Raw genomic sequence first — 18,654 nt, 5'->3', positions numbered from 1 at the left:
TGCTGATATAAGAATACAGAAAAAAATCCTTTAAAAAGTATATGTCCATCAACAAAGAGCAGATCAAAACAGCACTTGCTCACGTTCTCCATCCAACCGAAAAACAGGACCTGATCTCACTGGATATGATCCATGATATTATCATTCAGGATAAATACATTTCCTTTACGCTGGAAATGCCTGAGAAAAATGATGCCCTGGCTCAGCAAATTCAACGACAATGCGAAGAAGCCATTCACAAGTTCATTGACCGAGAAGCCGTAGTTGATATACAGGTGGGAATCAATGTTTCCAAGAGAAAGGACAAACCGGAACAGGCTCCGCAACAACCTCAGCAGAAACAGGAAGAAGTTCTTTCGGGTGTTAAGAATATCATTGCCGTTGCTTCCGGAAAAGGCGGAGTGGGTAAATCTACTGTAGCTGTAAACATTGCTTCTGCTTTAGCAAAAGACGGATACAAAGTTGGCTTAATGGATACTGATATTTACGGGCCGAGTATTCCAACCATGTTCAATGTGTTTGAAAAGCCGAACATCACCACACAAAAGAAATTAGTTCCTATTGAGCGACACGGAATCAAAATGGTTTCTATGGGATTTTTAGTGGATGTGGATCAGGCGATGGTTTGGCGTGGACCAATGGCTACCAGCGCCATCAAACAATTTATGACCGAAGTGGAATGGGGCGAACTGGATTATCTGATCATGGATCTTCCTCCGGGAACAGGTGACATCCAACTTACCATTGTACAAACGGTGCCCTTAAGCGGAGCTGTGATCGTATCTACTCCGCAAGTTGTTGCTTTGGATGATGTTCGCAAAGGAGTGGCGATGTTTAAGAAAGTGAATGTTCCTGTTTTGGGCGTTGTCGAGAACATGGCGTATTTCACACCTCCGGATATGCCGGAAAAGAAGTATTACATCTTCGGAGATGGCGGTGCCAAGCATTTAGCTAAAGAAATGGGTGTACCGGTGTTGGGCGAGATTCCCATCGAGCAAACCGTTCGTGAAGCGGGAGATAATGGTTTACCTATTGTTTTAGCGGATGATTCTTCTTTCTCTGCAAGAGCTTTTGTCGGAGCAACGGAAAACATGAAGCAACAGCTGGAACTGCGCTCGAAATCGGGTGAAACGACTAAGAAAGTGGATATTAAATTTAGACCGTGAGTCGCTGCGCGAAAATAGCAATGTTCAAATTTCAAATAACAGACCATCTCCCTTTGAAGGGAGATGATTCAGTCGGCAAACCCGGAGGATATTGTGTAGCTCTAAAGTTATAAAGCTTTACAACATCCTCCGACTTCCGATCTATTCGATCGGAACCCACCTCCTTCAAAGGAGGATTAAAACTTCGGAAAAGTAAAACTATGACCATTATCTCCATCCTTGATCTTATCGGGACTTTTGTATTTGCTATAAGCGGTATCAGGATGGCGGCTAAGAAAGATCTGGATATTTTCGGAGCGGCGGTGATCGGTTTTGCGACGGCTATTGGCGGCGGAACCGTTCGTGATATCCTGATTGGAAGCGAGTCCATAACCTGGATCGGCGATATGACTTATCCCATTGTGATCTTGTCTGCAATTCCATTTACTTATCTGATCAGAAACCGATTGGATGACATCAACAAGCCACTCTTTTTATTTGATACCATTGGAATAGCGTTGTTTACGATCAGTGGTATGGAAAAGGCATTGGCTTTCGGATTAAATCCGTTTATGGCAGGAATCATGGGAATGACTTCCGCTGTAGTGGGAGGAATTATACGGGATATTTTATGCCGTGAAGTTCCGCTTATTTTTAGAAAAGAGATCTACGCCACAGCTTGCTTGATGGGAGCTTTGGTTTTCTATCTCGGCATCTATTTTGAGATAGCAACCAATTTGAACTATGTCATTACTACCGGAGTAGTTATTGGAATCCGCGTTGCTGCCATTAAGCTCGACCTTTCGTTGCCTAAGATGAAGGTTTGAGAATCGGTCGGACAGATTACCTGTCTGACCGAAAGAACTAGCTTGATTCGCTAACTCAGTATTCCATCAGACGGGTGATCCGTCAGATGGAATGGAAGCTTGGAGGTCTGACGGCTTAAGTCCGTCTGACCGTAATACGGTATATGTTTATAGTTTAAATCCCATTTTTATTATAATGACAGATGCAATTTCTTCCAGAGCATACCTATCATGTTTATAATCAAGGAAATAACAGAGAACCTCTTTTCTTTGAACGAGAAAATTATCTGTATCTTTTAAAGAAAGTTGAAAAACACCTTGTTCCACACGTTGACATATTGGCATGGTGTTTAATGCCGAATCATTATCATTTTTTATTTCAAGTAAAATCCGAATACGATTCTTCAGATAACATTCAAGAATCGAATAAAGTTGGCACCCTAAACAGGAGTATCGGGATTCTTCAAAGTTCTTATACGCAAGCGGTCAACAAAAAATTGAATCGATCGGGATCTTTATTCCGTGCTAGAGCTAAGGCAAAATCACTGGCTCAAGAATCAAAAACTCATAATGATTATGGAGTCAATTGTTTCTTGTACATCCATCAAAATCCTATTAGAGCCAAACTGGTTACTAAACTAGAAGACTGGGAGTTTTCTTCGTATCAGGATTATGCAGGGTTTCGAAAAGGAAAGCTATGTAATCAGGAATTAGCCAGAGATTTATTTAAACTTCCTATTGACCATAAAGAGTTTAGAGCCTTCTGCAAGCAGACAATTTCTGATGAATTTTTAGTAGATTTTTAATTTCGGTCTGACAGATTACCTGTCTGACCGAAAGAACTAGCTTAATTAGCTAACTCAATATTCCATCAGACGGGAAATCCGTAAGATGGAATGGCCATAACTTTGAATTATTCCTATTCTTTAATATTGTTAGAGATGAGAAAGTTCACAGAAAAACTTGCCATTTCTATATTAGTTTTTGCAATAATTATACCCACATATATTTATTACTGTGATTTCTTTTGGGGTAGTTATTTTGAATATGAAACAAACTTACCCGAAAATTCACGGTATGCTTTCGAAGCTATAGATAACGAGAGCAATCTTCAAATCACCCATGATAACTTTAAAGACTTCACTTGGAAAAGAGAGATGGTTACTGTTGATCATGCAAACTGGCACCTAGATTATATAAACTTTCCTGCTGATTCAGTTGTGCTTGTTCATTCTAGAACCGAATACTTAGAGAATTACTATTATTCATTTCCTGTCTTCAAAACTTTATTGCTTGATAAAGAAAAACCAGCAAAGAGTCATACTGATACATTTGATAGCCAAACAATGGAAATAATAAAAATTGCAGAGGATAATGATTTTATATACTCCGAAGGAGAAGAAATAAGCAGAATCAAAGTAATACTCATAGATCAAAAACTGATTGTATACTGGGCTTGGTTATAATCTCTTCTAAGTTTTTCCTGCCGATTTTCGGTTTGACAGATTAACTTTCTGACCGAAAATCTGATTTAACTAGATAGCTCAGTATTCCATCAGACGGGAAATCCGTCAGATGGAATACTGAGCTACGATGAAGGTTTGATCTTATCTGTTATATTTAGCAATAGTTGTAGTAGCTGAAACTGACGGCGTAAAATATTTCTCCTTTATTTGAATGTATTTATCGTTCAGAAAAAATTCATTCTTTGCTTCTTCGCTCTCAAAATAAATAGCAAAAACCCTGTTTATTTTAGATTCAGAATCTGTTTTTAATACTTTTTCTATCAAGAAATCATATCTAAAACCTCCTCCATATTCTTTTAGAATCGGCGTCATTTCATCCCTGTACTTCTGATATAGTTCATCATCAGTTACATTCAATCCTACTAATATTTCGCAAGGCATATTTATTTCTTTTATACTGGTTAAATGAAGTTATTCAAAGTCTGAATTATTTACTTCATCAGTTCTTCATATTCTATTTATAAATTTCTCTCAAACAAATCCTACCTATCATGTTTGAGAAATATTTCGATAAAGCAGATATCCTAATTACTGAATGGATGGCTAAGTACGGATTGAGCTCGCTTAGAATTGGGCTGGGAATTATCTTCTTCTGGTTTGGTGCTCTGAAGTTCTTCCCGGGATTAAGTCCTGCCGAAGAGCTGGTTCGAAATACCGTTTATTTTGTTGATCCTGACTTGTTCATTCCGATATTGGCAACATGGGAAGTCTTGATCGGAATTGGACTGATTGCCGGAAAATTTATGAGAACAACCTTACTACTTCTGTTTCTGCAAATGCCCGGAACTGTGCTTCCTGTTTTTCTTTTACCTGATGTTGTGTGGACAAGTTTTCCTTTTGGCTTAACTCTGGAAGGCCAGTACATCTTTAAAAATCTGGTTTTGGTAAGTGCCGGTTTGGTATTAGGAGCAACAGTTCGTGGTGGTAGGTTGATCACTGAATACTCTGAACTTACAGAGTCTCGTTGATTACCATTCTCCCTTTGAAGGGAGATGATTCAATCGACAGTTCTCGATTGAATCCGAGGGATGTTGTGAAGTTTATGAGCTTTTAAACTACACACCATCCTCCGTCACGCTTTGCTCGAAATTGTAGATGTCAGGTAATTCGATGACAGTTTTTGAACAGTAAAATATAAAGGGTCATCCCGAACTTGTTTCGGGATCTTTGTAAGGAATGGCTCTTGAAACAGTCTTACTTACTATGAACAAAGGCTATGTGTACTTTCTTACTAACTATCGAAGAACTACGATTTATATCGGAGTTACCAATAACATTCATTCAAGAGTGTGGAAACATAAATTGGGAGAAGGCTCTTTATTTACTTCAAAGTATAAACTAACCGTTCTTATATATGCCGAAGAATACGATAATATAAGTGATGCTATAGCAAGGGAGAAGCAACTAAAGAATTGGCATAAACAGTGGAAATGGAATCTGGTAAAGCAAAACAATCCAAAGTTAGAAGATTGGTATGATACCTTAAGAGGATGGTAAACAAGAACATACTAAAAGTCTTTACGTAAGATCCCGATCCGCCAGCTGGCGGACGGGATGACCTGCTTGCAATATTGAGGTTGGTATAAAGAAATTTTGTCAAAGAATTATCTAACATCTACAGAAATGTCAAAACCTTGATTTTATTCTTTAGTCCACTTACTCACCAAAACTGTTACCAATCCACTTGCAATAAAGGCCGGAACCAGTTCATACATACTGCTTTTCAGAACAGGGATAAAGTACCAGACAATGGTTACCAGTGTTCCGGTAATAATTCCTGAAATTACTCCTTCTTTGGTGGTTCCCTTCCAGTAAAGTGCCAGAATTGAAGTTGGTCCGAGAGCAGCTCCCAATCCTGCCCAGGCAAAAAGTACCAGCCAGTACACCAATTCCTGAGCAACTAACCCAAAAAGAAGTGCTACTACCACAAGTGCAACGACAACTAACCTACTGTACAGCACCAATTTCTTTTGGGAAATTTCTTCGTCTCTCTTTAAGATCTTTTGATACCAATCCCGAACCACACTGGACGCGGCAACTAACAACTGCGAATCTGCTGTTGACATGATCGCTGCAAAAATGGACGCAATCACAATCCCAAATAGAACAGGATGTAAATGAAGTTGTGCTAAATACGGATATAAGTTTTCAGAATCAGCGCCGGGAAGCATTTCAATGCTTGAGAAATATGCTCTTCCTACCAAGCCTATTAATACCGCTCCTGCTGCCATCACAATATTCCAGAAGGTTCCAATCCCCGCAGCAAATCGTAAATTCTTAGCATCATCAATGGCCATGTATCTGGATAGAATGTGAGGATTACCCGGCGAACCTAAACCAATCCCCATAAAACCGATAAAAGCTCCAGCACTCAGTGCCAACGGATCGATCAGCGCAGCGTCCTGAAATTCGAGTTGCTCGATCATAACAGACCATCCGCCTAAATCCTGAATGGCTATAAAAGGAAGAAATACCAATGCAAAGATCATAAAAAACGCCTGAAAAGCATCCGTTAAACTAACCGCCAGAAATCCTCCCAGAACTGTGTAAGCCAGTATGATAATTGCAGAAAGTAAAACTCCGGTATTTTGTTCGATCCCAAAACTGGATGAAAAAGCTTTTCCTCCGGCTACAAACTGCGCGGAAACATAGCTCACCATAAAGATCAGAAAAGTAATTATAAGAATAGATCTTAATGTTCCGGTCTTATCACCAAAGCGTTCTGCAAAGAAATCAGGAACTGTGATACAATCATGTTCTTCCGAAAACTCCCTTAATTTTTTGGCATAAGTAAGAAATAGAATGAGCTCCACAACGATATAACCAACTACTGCCCAAATTGCTGAAGCGCCCTGAACATAAACCAGACCGGTTACTCCCAACAACAGCCAGGCACTTCTTCCGGAAACAACTGCGGAAAGAGCGATCACCACTTTATTCATTTTTCTTCCACCAATAAAAAACTCGCTGATCCCCGAAGAGGAAAAGCGAGCTGAATAAAGTCCGATGCCGATTAATAGAGCAAGATATCCGATAAAAGCATAAACAGCGTACCTGTCAACAGCTAATTCAAAAACCTGAGACTCTGTCATAAGGTTAATGGTTATTTGTTATTTGTTGAAAGAGGCGCATAACAGTTAACCATTAACTAATAACCAATCACGGGAAGATTCCCATTTGTTCGTACATGATTCCGATCTTATTGATCGCGCTTATAAACGAAGCTGTTCTCAGATCAGTAAGATCGTGCTCTTCTCTAAGTGCGGTAAGCTCTGCGTAGGCAGTAATCATAGTTTCTTCCAATCCGGAATCCACAAGATCATACTCGGATGCACCGTGAGCCAGTTTCTCCATTTCATTGGCAGAGAATTTCTTGCCTGAAATTTTCTCGATCTCCTGAACAATTCTGGTCAGACTTTCTTCGTCAAAACGTTTGTTCATTCTACCGTAACGAACGTGCTGAATATTTTTCAACCACTCGAAATATGAAACAACTACACCACCTGCATTCAAATAAGCATCCGGCAGAATTAAAGCTCCTCGATCTTTCAGCATTTCATGTGCATCAGCAGTAGTAGGTCCGTTGGCTGCCTCAGCAATGATCTTAGCTTTTACATTCGCAGCATTATCACCGGTTATCTGACTTTCAAGAGCTGCGGGGATCAACACATCACAATCCAACTCAAGAGCATCTTTATTTGATTTCAATTCTTTACTGCCCGGAAACCCGATAATACTTCCCGTCTCTTTTCGGAATTCCATCAATTTTTTCAGATCCATTCCATTAGGATCATAAATGGCTCCCTCCATTTCAGCGACTCCGATCATTTTTGCGCCGGCTCCGGTCATATACAAAGAAGCGTGGTAACCTACATTACCTAATCCCTGAACCACAAACGTCTTTCCATCTACACCAACGCTTAATCCAAGTTTGTCCATGTCTTTTTTCACTTTGCACGCTTCACGGATTCCAAAGAAAACTCCACGTCCTGTAGCTTCCGTTCTTCCTCTGATACCACCTTGCTGAATTGGCTTTCCGGTTACACAACCTTCAGCATTCAGATCTTCATTCATTTGGCGGTAGGTATCGAGAATCCAGCCCATTTCACGAGCGCCTGTTCCGTAATCCGGTGCAGGAACATCAACACCTGCGCCAATAAATCCTTTTTTGATCAACTCGTATGTATAACGACGAGTGATTCTTTCGAGCTCACTAACAGAGTATTCTCTGGTACTGATCTTAACACCACCTTTTGCACCACCAAAAGGCACATCAACGATCGCACACTTGTAGCTCATTAGTGCTGCAAGTGCCATTGTTTCGTCTTCATCCACTTTATGGCTGTATCTGATACCACCTTTAGTAGGTGTTTTATGATGGCTGTGCTCCACTCGCCATCCTTCTATTACTTCAATATCTCCGTTATCTCTCCGAACCGGAAAAGTAACGTGGTAAACTGTATTACAAACTTTAATCTGGTTTAGAAGGCCTTTATCGAAGCGGGTATATCTCGCCGCTTTATCAAAATTTTTATTTACCTGCTCGTAGAACTTATAGTGCGACATATCAAAAATTTGGTTTTGCTTTAAGTGCAGGATAATGGTCGCAATATTCTAGCTCATAAACAAGGAAAAGCCCTTTTTTAATGCTCAGAATATGGCAATGAAATATGGAGATGGTCCGCCGTTCCCACATGTCTCAAAGTTTTGAATCCCATCAGGCGTAATGAGTTGCTTAACATGAAGTTTCTAAACTCTGAATGTCCTTTGGTTCTCAGGTCAATGGCATGAACATATCCATCCGGCTGGGGAAAATGAAGAGAACTTTGATTTATCGGCAATCCCATTTTTGTATAGTCTTCGGTCGATCTTTTTATATCTGTGATCACCAGATCTCCTTCTGCCAGAGTAGTTGTAGCCACTGCTACTCTTAGAATTGGGTGTAAAGAACGATAAACTTCTTTTACAGAATCTGATTTAGCATTTACACTTGATACGTACAATAATCCGTACAGACAGAAACCGCCTACCAATGCTCCAACCCCTCCCAGACCATATCGAAAGATAAGTTTCTTATTTTTTACTTTGCGAAACAGCATCACAACATACACCAATAAAATAGCTACAGTTGCCCCAATTCCGCCAAAAAGAGAAACCCATCCGTTTAAACCCTGATCAATATTTAAATAAATGGATGTTTTTATCAGCAGAAAAAAGGGAAGTATGGTGAGAGTAAGAATTAATAAAGCCCACAGACCGAATCGTATCACTTTTCTCTTAAATGAAAGCTTTTGAACCTTTTCGAGACGTTCTTCTGTCTTGTAGTTGAAATCCTGATTCGGCTTTAGAAGCCATTCTATGTCTTTATCTGAAATCCGTTCCATAAAGCGGTACACGAATTTACTCCTTTCATGTTTCGTAAATCAGATTCTCTGATTCTGTCTGATAAGAAAAGGAAGACTCTGCAATACGATCACTAAGATAGCTGCCATAATTATGGCTTCGGTTGGGTTTTCGTAAATCGCTCTTCCCATATTGTTCAAATTAAAAGCAATGAGTAAACCTGAACTGAACAGGGAAAAACTAAAGGCCCAGTGTACTCTCATCCACATTACAAATCCTGAAAATAAGCATATAAGGCCGGTAAGCAGTTGAGTAATATTAGTAAAGATTGGAATGTCTTGATTCTGAAAATCAAACAGATTTTCCTGCTCGGTAGTAATAAGGCTCCAGCTTCCCGAAACGGACATATAAAGTCCTACGCCGATAAAAAAGAGAAATAGAAAAAGATTGATGTTACGGTCTTTACGATTCATTCATATAAAACATTCAGTTCATGGTACAGTGGTGTGAATGCTTATACCGGGATCAGTGATTTTGTTCCCTATTTTCTTCATCAGCAAAGATCGGCTTCTTTTTTCTGAAGGCATTTACTGTGAATAACGTCCCTGTTGATGTGATAGCAGCATAAAACCCGGAACCTTGTAAGCCAAAAAAAAGTACTATAGCTCCTCCTATTAAAGCAGCGATTGCTCCGGTTAAAATACTTGGGACCATTTTAATTCCATGCGCTCCTGAAAATGTATGGCTAAGCCAACCGATAAATGTTCCTAGTGTTAAAAATCCAAAAAATTCCATGTCATCAATGTTTTGTTGAATAAATTCCTATACACTTAAAGGAATTATAACTCATTGTAGTTCCGAATTGTATAATTTCTATCTCAATAAATTAAACTAACTTCATTAAAATGAATATTTTAAAAACTCTTCCTCTATTTTTATTTATGCTGATTTGGGCGTGCGCTCCCGATTCTTCCGTAGATCCTGAACTTGTAGCCAAAGCTGAAAAAATTCACAACAGTGTAATTACGCTAGACACTCATGTGGATATTAACACCAATAACTTCACTCAGGAAAAGAACTATACCATGAACCTGGACACTCAGGTTGATCTTCCTAAAATGGAAGCCGGTGGACTGGATGTAGCTTTCCTTATCGTTTATACCGGACAGGGAGAATTAGATCAGGAAGGGTTTGATGCTGCCTATGAAAATGCAGTTTCAAAATTTGATGCCATTCACCGATTATCCGAAGAATTAGCTCCGGATCAAATTGAATTGGCGTTGACTTCCGATGATGTTCGCAGAATTCATGCTGCAGGAAAAAAAGTTGCTATGATCGGTGTTGAAAATGCTTACCCATTAGGAATGGAACTGGACAGAGTTAAAGAATTTTATGATCGTGGTGCGCGATATATGTCGCTTTCGCATAATGGTCACAGTCAATTAAGTGATTCCAATACAGGTGAACGAGATGACGTTTGGTTACATAATGGTTTGAGTGATTTCGGAAAGGAAGTGGTCGCTGAAATGAATAAATGGGGAATTATGATTGATCTTTCTCATCCTTCAAAGAAAGCTAATATGCAAACAATGGAATTATCAAAAGCGCCGGTTATTGCTTCGCATTCCTCTGCAAGAGCGTTGGATCCTTCTGTTAGCAGAAACTTAGATGATGAAGAGCTTATGATGCTGAAAGAAAATGGTGGAGTAGTTCAAACCGTTGCTTTCCGTAGCTATGTTAATTCTGAAAAGCATGAAGCATATCGTGAAGCCGCTGCTAAAATCGAAGAAGAAGTAGCCGAAGAAATGGGCTTCGAAATGGTTTCAAGAGATTCCATCCGACAGATGAGTACAGAAACCAGAGGTGAATACTTTGCACTTTATCAGGAGATGCAGAAAAAAGCCCAACCAAGAATTGAACAGGAAACAGCTGACAACGCTCCTTCAGTTGATGTATCGGATTTTGTAGACCACATTGATTATATGGTTGATCTGATCGGAATTGAACATGTTGGAATCAGTTCTGACTTCGATGGTGGCGGTGGCGTTAACGGCTGGATGGATGCATCTGAAACATTGAACGTAACTATTGAGCTTGTGAAAAGAGGCTACACACAAGAACAAATCGAGATGGTATGGAGCGGAAACCTTTTAAGAGTTCTGGATGAAGTTCAGGAAATTGCAGCTGAAATTCAGGCGGAAGGTTAGATTTTAGATTTAGGATATAAGATTTAGGACGTAAGACTTAAGATTAAAGACTTTGATTCCGTTGCTCTGCATCGGAACCTTTTTTATTTCACCAACCCGTAGGGACAATTCATGAATTGTCCCTACGGGTTGGTTTTTTTATAAAACGGCATCATTGTAGAGTTCCTTCTGAATCAATTTATATGTATAATACATGTAATGATACATCGGGAACATATTCGCAAGATTATCCATATAGACATGGATGCTTTTTTTGCTGCTGTGGAGCAAAGGGATAATCCAGCTCTTCGTGGCAAGGCGGTTATTGTTGGAGGTTCTCCTAATGGTCGCGGTGTAGTTTCAACAGCCAGTTATGAAGCCCGAAAGTTTGGGGTACATTCAGCTATGCCTTGTTCACAGGCTGCACGACTTTGTCCCCATGGGATTTTTGTTAAAGGAAGATTCGATGCTTACAAATTAGCCTCTCAACAAATTCGTGAGATCTTTTTTGAATACACAGATCTGGTTGAACCACTTTCTCTGGATGAGGCTTTCCTGGATGTTACTGAAAATCATAAGGGAATGAGGTCAGCCACGCTTATTGCCAAAGAAATTCTGGAAAAGATCCAAGAGAAAACTCAGCTTACTGCATCGGCAGGTGTTTCATATTGCAAGTTCATTGCTAAAGTTGCTTCTGATTACAACAAGCCAAACGGACTTACTCTTATCCCTCCCGAAGAAGCAGAGGAATTTCTGGAAGGTTTAGACATCAAGAAGTTCTTTGGAGTTGGAAAAGCCACTCAAAAGAAAATGCATTCGCTTGGCATCAAAACCGGAGCTGATCTCAAAGAATGGAGCGAGATCGATCTGGTTAAAGCATTCGGAAAATCAGGTAGGTACTATTATCGAATTTGCCGAGGCATCGATAACAGAGAAGTAAAACCACATCGAATTCGAAAGTCTTATGGGAAGGAGCGCACTTTCTCCGACGACAAAGGAGACCTGAACTGGATCACCACTTTTCTGGATGAGTTATCGGAGTCTATTTCTGAAGGAATGCAGAAGATCAACGCAAAGGGGAAAACCATCACACTAAAAGTTCGTTACAAAAATTTCGATACCATCACCCGAAGCCAATCTGTACCTAATTACACTAACGACCATTATCAAATATCTACCGTTGCACGTCAACTTCTGGAAGATACGGATGTCGGAAATCGCCAGGTTCGCCTACTCGGAATTTCTCTATCAAACCTGAATCTTTCTGAAGATCATTATTATGAACAATTGGAGTTAGAGTTTAGGAGGGGCTTGGTGATAGGAGATAACTGAAAGGAGAAAGGAAATCATTTTGCTACTTTTCTTCGATCTACTATCATTACGTTCAGTAATTTTATAATTGATGTCAAAATTCTGATGCGATTCTGATAAACTTCTTCACCTAAAATGTGCCTACTTTTGAAATACCAATCCTTAGCTTCTCGTGCTGAACCAAGAGCAATTTCATAAAACCTGGCTTTTTCTTTGTTAGAAAATCTGGAATAGCCTTCAATTATATTTGCACTAATAGACCCAACAGATCTATATAATTGATCTGCTAGTGAGAAAATCCTCTTTTCAAGAATTAATGATGTGTCAACCCAGCATAGATCAGATAAATAAAGGCTTATTCTATAAACCTCCATTTTCCAGCTTGGGTCTTTAGTAAAGTTTTCGTCAATCTGACGAATCCAACTCTTGTAATCCATAATTTTTAATAGGTAAGACCATTTCGACCTCTATTCCTTACAAAATTTCTTTTTCACCTTTCACCTTTCACCTTTCACAAAAAATAAAAATCTATCCCTCCATAAAACTATATTGAAACCTCAATCGTCTTATACCCGAAAACAACTTCGGGAAAAAGGAAATTACAACACGATAAAATGGAAGATGCACGATTAGTTCAGGATTTTCTGGGAGGAAATCATCAGGCGTTCAATACGCTGGTTAGTCGGTGGCAAGGTAAGATTCATCACTTTGCTTATCGCTACTTCGCCAGCAGTGACGACGCCGCTGAGATCACTCAGAAAACGTTCATCAAAGCGTACCAAAAGCTGGACACTTTAGATGACGTAAATAAATTCAGTTCCTGGTTATATCGAATAGCAAACAACCTTTGCCTAGATGAATTAAAGAGAGTTGGCAGAAAAAGAGCTACTTCTTATGAAACACTAAAAGTGGCTCCTCAAACGGAAACTGCTTCATCAGCAGATTCAAAAGTATTGCGAAATGAAGGGCTGGTTCTCCTTCATAAAGCACTCCTTCAGTTACCTAACGACCAGCGCGTAGTGGTAATAATGAAAGAATATGAAGGATTAACTTTCCCGGAGATTGCAGAAATTTTAGATGAACCGATCAACACAGTAAAGTCAAGAATGTATTATGGATTACGGGCGCTGAAAAAAACGTTCGATTCCTGGAATATCAATAAAGAGGTGTTCAATTATGAATAAAGAACAAGCACGATTACTCTTAATGGATTACATGTATGGCGAATTGGATGAGGCAAAGAAGTCTGAGCTTCTGGATTTCATCAACCAACATGACGATCTGAAACAAGAATTTGAAGAACTCACTGAAACTCAGTCTTTTCTCCACCATCTTCCGGTGCAGGACCCCGCTGAACAGCTGGTTATTATGGAGCCGACAAAGGCTTCTTCTGAAGGATTTTGGCAAAGTATACTTTCCGCTTTAACCCCTAGAAATGCTTTTGCTCAGGCTGGTTTTGGTGTAGCCGTTTTAGCTTTTGTTTTCATCGTAACTGGGGCTTTAACAGGTTTGAATATGAGTTACTCTGATTCCGGAATTCAGTTGGGTTTTGGAGAAACTCCCTCTGCTGAAAAAACTTTCTCCGCTGCTCAGGTTGAACAAATTGTTCAGCAAATTCAGCGTGATAATGTGACTTTGGTTCAGCAAGTAGTAGCAGATGCTCAGGAACAACAGAACATTCAATTGGAAGAAACTTTTGCAAGTTTTGCTTCCTATCTGGAAAGCCAAAGAACAAACGATTTACAACTTATCAGCTCCGGCTTAGAAGATCTTAAAGAAAACACTTTTACACGTTTTCGAGAAAACGAACAGGTATTAGGCGAAATAATACAAACTGTTAGTTATGGAAATTAAACAAGGAAAAACCATGAAACGAATACAACAAATATTACCCGCACTATTAATTATACTTTTGACTTCATCGTTAGGATGGGCACAAAATTTTGATGCCAACCGAATGAACCGTGATATAAAGATCATGGAGAATATTCTTGGAGAGATGTTTAAAACCTACTCCGGAAATACCTCATCAGAACGCGTCTTTATTAGCGGCCTTTCAGACGGTTCTCGCAATGTCCGGGGAACACATCTTCCCGGCTATGGAATCATTTTTAATGTACAAACGAGCTCCTCTTTTGTCTATACCAGCTCTTCTTCAGACAATGAGAGTAGTTCAAACTCTTTCTATTACAGTTACAGTACAGGGAGCTCATCTGATGACGATGTTAAAGTAGACGAAGAAAGCGTTAAGGATCGAATAACTGAGTTTCTGAAGGACTATGCTTCAACTATAGGTCAGTTAAAACCAACAGAAAATGTGATGGTGATATATGGTTCAAACTCACGTCACTCTTTTCCGGCATTGGTTTATACTTCTTCAAATGGAAAAATAGATCGTAGAGAAAGAGAAAAACTACCTGTGATCTCCGGTTCTGTGACCAAGAAAGATCTGGACGATTATCGATCAGGAAAGATCAATGAATCAGCTTTTGCAAATAAAGTGCAAACTGCCTCAACTACTGATAAAGAGTATCTTGATCTTAAAGTAATGAGCAATATTTTTGAAACAGCATTGAAAGAACAAGGGGATGAATCATTCCGCTTAAGTGGTAACGTGAATTATCTGATGCTTGATAATTTCGGAGCTATCTTTAATCTGGATGCCAGTTACAGAACTAATAATCGTTTATTTGGAAACGTCACCGGAATTACTGTAACAGGTGCCTATATCCGATCTTCTTCAAGAGACGCGCCTGATGCCAAGGAAGATCTTGAAAAAGAAGAGATTGAGTATCTCAGAAAAGTAGCCAGTGCTTACAATAATCTGAAAACCAACATTAAAGAATATCTCGTTGACTACGGAAGAACTGTAAGCTCAGTAAAGCCTGATCAGTATATTCTTACTACTGTCAACATAAGAGGTCGGTACAAAGATACTCCTGAACGTATCGACTTCCAGCTTAAGAAGTCCGTGCTGGATCAGTTAGATCGGGGGCAGATCTCTCGTGAGAAAGCACTTGAACAAGTTGTAGTTACCGAATACTAAACATAGACCGAAATCATATCAGAGCCGTATTTGATTGAATTCAAATGCGGTTTTTTTTTGATCACTGATTTTGCTGATTGATTTACAGAGTGAATTCTGCTTCAATCTTAAGTGCTTCTTCGAGCAACTTCTCGTATTCTTTTGCTTCGATTTCTTTACAGCCAAATCTGCCTAAGTGCTCTGTATAGAATTGTGTGTCCCAAAGTGTAAATCCATTCTCTTTTAAGATCTGATGGCAATAATACAGAGCTACTTTGTCTGCTTCTTTTTCTTCTCTGAACATGCTTTCACCAAAGAAGGCACCGCCCAAAGTCACCCCGTATAATCCTCCGGCCAAGTTTCCTTCTTTGTAAACTTCTACTGAATGGGCATTCCCTGATTGGTTTAAGATGTCATAGGAGTTTAAGATCAGGTCATTGATCCATGTAGTTTCCCGATCAGCACATGCTTTTACCACTTCTCTGAAGTTTTCATCAACTCTCACTTCGAATCTACCTTGGCGAATGATCCGCATAACATTCTTTGTCATGTGAAATTCATTTAAAGGAATGACGCCTCGTTTTCGAGCAGAATACCAATCTACTTCTTCATCTTCTCCGGAGTCCGCCATCGGAAAAATGCCCTGAGCATAAGCTTCGAGTAATATTTCAGGAGGGATAATTTTCATTTTTTAGTACACAGATTTTAGTAGTTAGTATTGAGCTTCCGCGTACAATACTAACTACTAAATACTCACATCTATCAAAACTCACAATAAAACATCGGGCCGGAACCAATTGGGGAGCCTGGAGGCGCCGAAAGCGTTCTTGGTGCTTCAAATTCGCTCGGATCATCCAAATAACTATCTACCATCATAGAAGCATGTAAAGCCATTGGATCGTTTGATCGCTCAGAAAGCATTTGGGAAAGCTTTATCAACTCTGAAGCTACTATCGCCTTGGTTAGCGGGTTCGACTGTCTGGAAGCATGGAGTTCTATCAGATTTTTCGTTACTACTGAATTTACCACATCCTGAATAGAGCCTAAATATCCTCTTTCTTTTTTCTTATTCCAGCTACTTTCCATTAATTCGTCAATGGTTTCTTTAAGAGTAAGATTGTTGTCTCTTGCGCCGTATTCTACCAAGCGGTTTGCTCTTTGAGGATTTAAGATCAAACTGACAGATAATTCTGCGGCTGTTTCAGCTATTCCCAGAGCGTCTAAGCTTGGCCCTGTATTCCCACTGAATAATTCTCTGGATGACGAAATTCCCGCGGGTCTCGTAGGAATCAGATCTAACAAATTCTCAGGAACAGCCAGTACTTTTGGATCAATAGCTTTCAACATTTCTTTCAAAGCCTTTCGTTGAGTTGCTGCATCCACGATTTCCGGATTTGGTTGATTATCTCCACGAAGCTTGTAGTAATAGTCCAGACCTCCGATCAACTTAACTGTTCCTTCCAGTTGATATCTGTGGAATAAATAGATCGGAACCAATACATCTTCCAATTCAGACATCGAAGTTCCTTTTCGGATGTTAGCTTCACCGAAATTATCCAAAGCAATTTTTCTTACTTCTAAAATGTGGGAGAGCTGTGTTGCAGGGTCGTTTCCATATTCCCATAAATGCGCGTAAGGATGAGCGCCGCCTTGTGGACGGGCATCACTGTCAGAAATATATTTTAGACCGTCCAAATGAGCTGCTTCCAGGATCTTGTTCAGCGCTTCTTTTTCATTGATTCCATTTGCAAAATCCTGATAGCCAAACTTGATCGTTACAATGTCCCAGTCTCCGATACCAACATCATACGCATCACTCAGATCCAATTCTCCGTTTTTGATGTCTACCTTTGGATGCGGGTAATCCATTACAGATTCACGACCATTTACACTGGCCGCAAAATTGTGATAAATTCCCAGCGTATGACCAATTTCATGTGCTGAAAGTTGACGAATTCTTGCCAATGCCATTTCTAACATTCTCGGGTCGTCTTCATTTCCTTCTTCAAATGGAGCTAATAATCCCTGGGCGATCATATAATCCTGACGAACACGAAGCGAACCCAGCAATACATTTCCTTTAATGATCTCGCCCGTTCTTGGATCAGTAACAGAACCACCATACGACCAACCACGAGTTGAGCGATGAACCCAGTTTATCACATTGTATCGAATGTCTAATGGATGCGCATCATCTGGTAACACTTTAACCTGAAAAGCATCTTTGTATCCTGCCGCTTCAAAAGCTTGGTTCCACCATCTGGCGCCATCTAGCAGCGCCCCGCGAACCGGTTCCGGTGTTCCGTTATCTAAATAATAAACGATCGGCTCAACGGCTTCACTTACTGCTGCACCCGGATTTTTCTTTTGTAATCGGTGTCGATTGATAAATCTTTTCACCATTGGTTCGCCGATCGGTGTTGCATAATCCTGATAAGAAGTTGCATAGAATCCTCCACGAGGATCAAATTCTCTTGGTTCGTAATTATCATCCGGAAGCTGAACAAAGGAATGGTGTGTTCTTACGGTAATGGAGTTCGCATCAGGAGCTACTGACCGTAAATATCTTCCTGTCGGATTTCCTGCAAAAGTGAGCATTACTTCGAATTCGGTATTCATCGGAAAGTTGAACGTTCCTTCAGCATACAGAGCCGATCTGTTTTTATCCAGATTGTAAGAGCCTTCTCCCATGCTTCTCAGTCTTCCTGAAACGTTATGTGAATCGTCCATTAAAAAAGGAGTCAGGTCGATCAGGTAGGAACCATTTTCTTCAGCTTCAATTTTAAAGCCATGAATTACCGATGATGCAAACGCTTCTTTTACTGATTTCTTTTCCAATTCATTATCTGACTTTGCCACATAATCCAGATTTGGTTGGATCAACATTAGCTTTGGTCCGCGCTTTTCGAAGTAAACCACTCGCTGTCCGCCTTGTTGACTTCTGTCCAGCCCAATATCATTTGACCCAACACCGGCAGACAGATAATTAGCATGCAAAAACTCTTCGTTCAGCTTATCAACTTTGAGCCACATCTTGTCGTTGTCCTCATCGAAGTAATAATCGAAATAACCTTCTGTGACTTTAAGGTCTTTGGTTTTTTCTTTGATGGATGGTGTTTGAGCAGTTGCTTCGCTAAATAGTGAAATTACGAATACGGGAATTAGGAATAAGAGAAAAAGTCGCTTCATTACTTTGTAGTTAGGTTAACATCTAAACTTAAAGTAACCGCTTTTTGATGGGATTTAAAATTCGGGTTAAAGCTTTTTACAGTTTAAATAGCTGAAGCCATTGTTGTTTATGGTTGGGGCAAC

20 protein-coding genes are annotated in these 18,654 nt (G+C 39.8%); 11 read left to right on the top strand and 9 right to left on the bottom strand.

The annotated features are described in order from the left end of the window. Positions 1-41 precede the first annotated feature (41 nt). The 4 genes from A8B79_RS10235 (at position 42) to A8B79_RS10220 (ending at position 3,417) form a co-directional block, all read left to right on the top strand. The gene (locus A8B79_RS10235; protein WP_066221970.1) at positions 42-1,166 is read left to right on the top strand and encodes an Mrp/NBP35 family ATP-binding protein; all 1,125 of its coding nucleotides are present in this window, start codon (positions 42-44) and stop codon (positions 1,164-1,166) included. Between the two features lie 200 nt (positions 1,167-1,366). Beyond that, positions 1,367-1,972 carry a trimeric intracellular cation channel family protein gene (locus A8B79_RS10230; RefSeq protein ID WP_066221968.1) on the top strand — a complete coding sequence of 202 codons (606 nt, stop codon included), beginning with the start codon at positions 1,367-1,369 and terminating at the stop codon, positions 1,970-1,972. A gap of 182 nt (positions 1,973-2,154) precedes the next feature. Further along, the gene (locus A8B79_RS10225; protein WP_066221965.1) at positions 2,155-2,757 is read left to right on the top strand and encodes a transposase; all 603 of its coding nucleotides are present in this window, start codon (positions 2,155-2,157) and stop codon (positions 2,755-2,757) included. A gap of 90 nt (positions 2,758-2,847) precedes the next feature. Continuing rightward, positions 2,848-3,417: a hypothetical protein gene (locus tag A8B79_RS10220; protein WP_066221960.1), complete on the top strand. Its 570-nt coding sequence runs from the start codon at positions 2,848-2,850 to the stop codon at positions 3,415-3,417. Positions 3,418-3,558: 141 nt separating this feature from the next. On the opposite strand, the gene A8B79_RS10215 is transcribed toward A8B79_RS10220, so the two are convergent. Beyond that, positions 3,559-3,858, bottom strand: a complete 300-nt coding sequence (locus A8B79_RS10215) for a DUF1330 domain-containing protein (protein ID WP_066221958.1) — start codon at positions 3,856-3,858, stop codon at positions 3,559-3,561. A 110-nt stretch (positions 3,859-3,968) separates the two neighbouring features. On the opposite strand from A8B79_RS10215, the gene A8B79_RS10210 reads away from it, so the two are divergent. Both A8B79_RS10210 and A8B79_RS10205 read left to right on the top strand, forming a co-directional pair. Beyond that, positions 3,969-4,445 (top strand): DoxX family membrane protein, encoded by a 477-nt coding sequence (locus tag A8B79_RS10210; protein ID WP_082894145.1) that lies wholly within the window; start codon positions 3,969-3,971, stop codon positions 4,443-4,445. A gap of 235 nt (positions 4,446-4,680) precedes the next feature. Continuing rightward, positions 4,681-4,974, top strand: a complete 294-nt coding sequence (locus A8B79_RS10205) for a GIY-YIG nuclease family protein (protein WP_066221954.1) — start codon at positions 4,681-4,683, stop codon at positions 4,972-4,974. Between the two features lie 143 nt (positions 4,975-5,117). Here the strand turns inward: A8B79_RS10205 and A8B79_RS10200 are convergent, their stop codons facing one another. The 5 genes from A8B79_RS10200 to A8B79_RS10180 all read right to left on the bottom strand — a co-directional run bounded on the left by A8B79_RS10200 (position 5,118) and on the right by A8B79_RS10180 (position 9,615). Further along, positions 5,118-6,569, bottom strand: a complete 1,452-nt coding sequence (locus A8B79_RS10200; RefSeq protein WP_066221951.1) for a sodium/proline symporter — start codon at positions 6,567-6,569, stop codon at positions 5,118-5,120. Between the two features lie 67 nt (positions 6,570-6,636). Further along, positions 6,637-8,043 (bottom strand): Glu/Leu/Phe/Val family dehydrogenase, encoded by a 1,407-nt coding sequence (locus tag A8B79_RS10195; RefSeq protein ID WP_066221949.1) that lies wholly within the window; start codon positions 8,041-8,043, stop codon positions 6,637-6,639. A gap of 77 nt (positions 8,044-8,120) precedes the next feature. Then, on the bottom strand, positions 8,121-8,861 hold the full coding sequence (locus tag A8B79_RS10190; RefSeq protein WP_066221947.1) for a hypothetical protein: 741 nt from the start codon (positions 8,859-8,861) through the stop codon (positions 8,121-8,123). A 39-nt stretch (positions 8,862-8,900) separates the two neighbouring features. After that, on the bottom strand, positions 8,901-9,293 hold the full coding sequence (locus A8B79_RS10185) for a hypothetical protein (protein ID WP_066221944.1): 393 nt from the start codon (positions 9,291-9,293) through the stop codon (positions 8,901-8,903). Between the two features lie 52 nt (positions 9,294-9,345). Further along, positions 9,346-9,615: a hypothetical protein gene (locus A8B79_RS10180; RefSeq protein WP_066221935.1), complete on the bottom strand. Its 270-nt coding sequence runs from the start codon at positions 9,613-9,615 to the stop codon at positions 9,346-9,348. A 110-nt stretch (positions 9,616-9,725) separates the two neighbouring features. Here A8B79_RS10180 and A8B79_RS10175 point away from each other — a divergent pair, with 110 nt between their 5' ends. After that, positions 9,726-11,027 (top strand): dipeptidase, encoded by a 1,302-nt coding sequence (locus A8B79_RS10175; protein WP_066221933.1) that lies wholly within the window; start codon positions 9,726-9,728, stop codon positions 11,025-11,027. 198 nt (positions 11,028-11,225) lie between these two features. Further along, positions 11,226-12,338: a DNA polymerase IV gene (gene dinB, locus A8B79_RS10170; RefSeq protein ID WP_066221931.1), complete on the top strand. Its 1,113-nt coding sequence runs from the start codon at positions 11,226-11,228 to the stop codon at positions 12,336-12,338. 14 nt (positions 12,339-12,352) lie between these two features. On the opposite strand, the gene A8B79_RS10165 is transcribed toward dinB, so the two are convergent. Next, positions 12,353-12,754, bottom strand: a complete 402-nt coding sequence (locus A8B79_RS10165; protein ID WP_082894144.1) for a four helix bundle protein — start codon at positions 12,752-12,754, stop codon at positions 12,353-12,355. A 177-nt stretch (positions 12,755-12,931) separates the two neighbouring features. Here A8B79_RS10165 and A8B79_RS10160 point away from each other — a divergent pair, with 177 nt between their 5' ends. Genes A8B79_RS10160 through A8B79_RS10150 form a run of 3 tightly spaced genes read left to right on the top strand, consistent with a single transcriptional unit; the run spans position 12,932 to position 15,363 of the window. Next, a complete protein-coding gene (locus tag A8B79_RS10160; protein ID WP_066221923.1) occupies positions 12,932-13,501 on the top strand; it encodes an RNA polymerase sigma factor in 570 nt (189 codons plus the stop codon). Then, complete coding sequence (locus A8B79_RS10155; RefSeq protein ID WP_066221920.1) at positions 13,494-14,171, top strand: anti-sigma factor family protein; 678 nt, start codon at positions 13,494-13,496, stop codon at positions 14,169-14,171. The genes A8B79_RS10160 and A8B79_RS10155 overlap by 8 nt, the downstream gene beginning before the upstream one ends. A 13-nt stretch (positions 14,172-14,184) precedes the next feature. Then, the gene (locus tag A8B79_RS10150) at positions 14,185-15,363 is read left to right on the top strand and encodes a hypothetical protein (RefSeq protein ID WP_153038417.1); all 1,179 of its coding nucleotides are present in this window, start codon (positions 14,185-14,187) and stop codon (positions 15,361-15,363) included. Between the two features lie 82 nt (positions 15,364-15,445). Here the strand turns inward: A8B79_RS10150 and aat are convergent, their stop codons facing one another. Together aat and A8B79_RS10140 are read right to left on the bottom strand one after the other, a co-directional pair. Continuing rightward, on the bottom strand, positions 15,446-16,030 hold the full coding sequence (gene aat, locus A8B79_RS10145; RefSeq protein WP_066221914.1) for a leucyl/phenylalanyl-tRNA--protein transferase: 585 nt from the start codon (positions 16,028-16,030) through the stop codon (positions 15,446-15,448). Positions 16,031-16,104: 74 nt separating this feature from the next. Beyond that, a complete protein-coding gene (locus A8B79_RS10140) occupies positions 16,105-18,531 on the bottom strand; it encodes a zinc-dependent metalloprotease (protein ID WP_066221912.1) in 2,427 nt (808 codons plus the stop codon). Between the last annotated feature and the right edge of the window lie 123 nt (positions 18,532-18,654).

It is taken from the genome of Balneola sp. EhC07, assembly GCF_001650905.1.
Taxonomy (GTDB): Bacteria; Bacteroidota; Rhodothermia; order Balneolales; family Balneolaceae; genus Balneola.
Note: the sequence above shows the minus strand (reverse complement) of the source record. Positions and strands in the feature narration are given on the sequence as shown.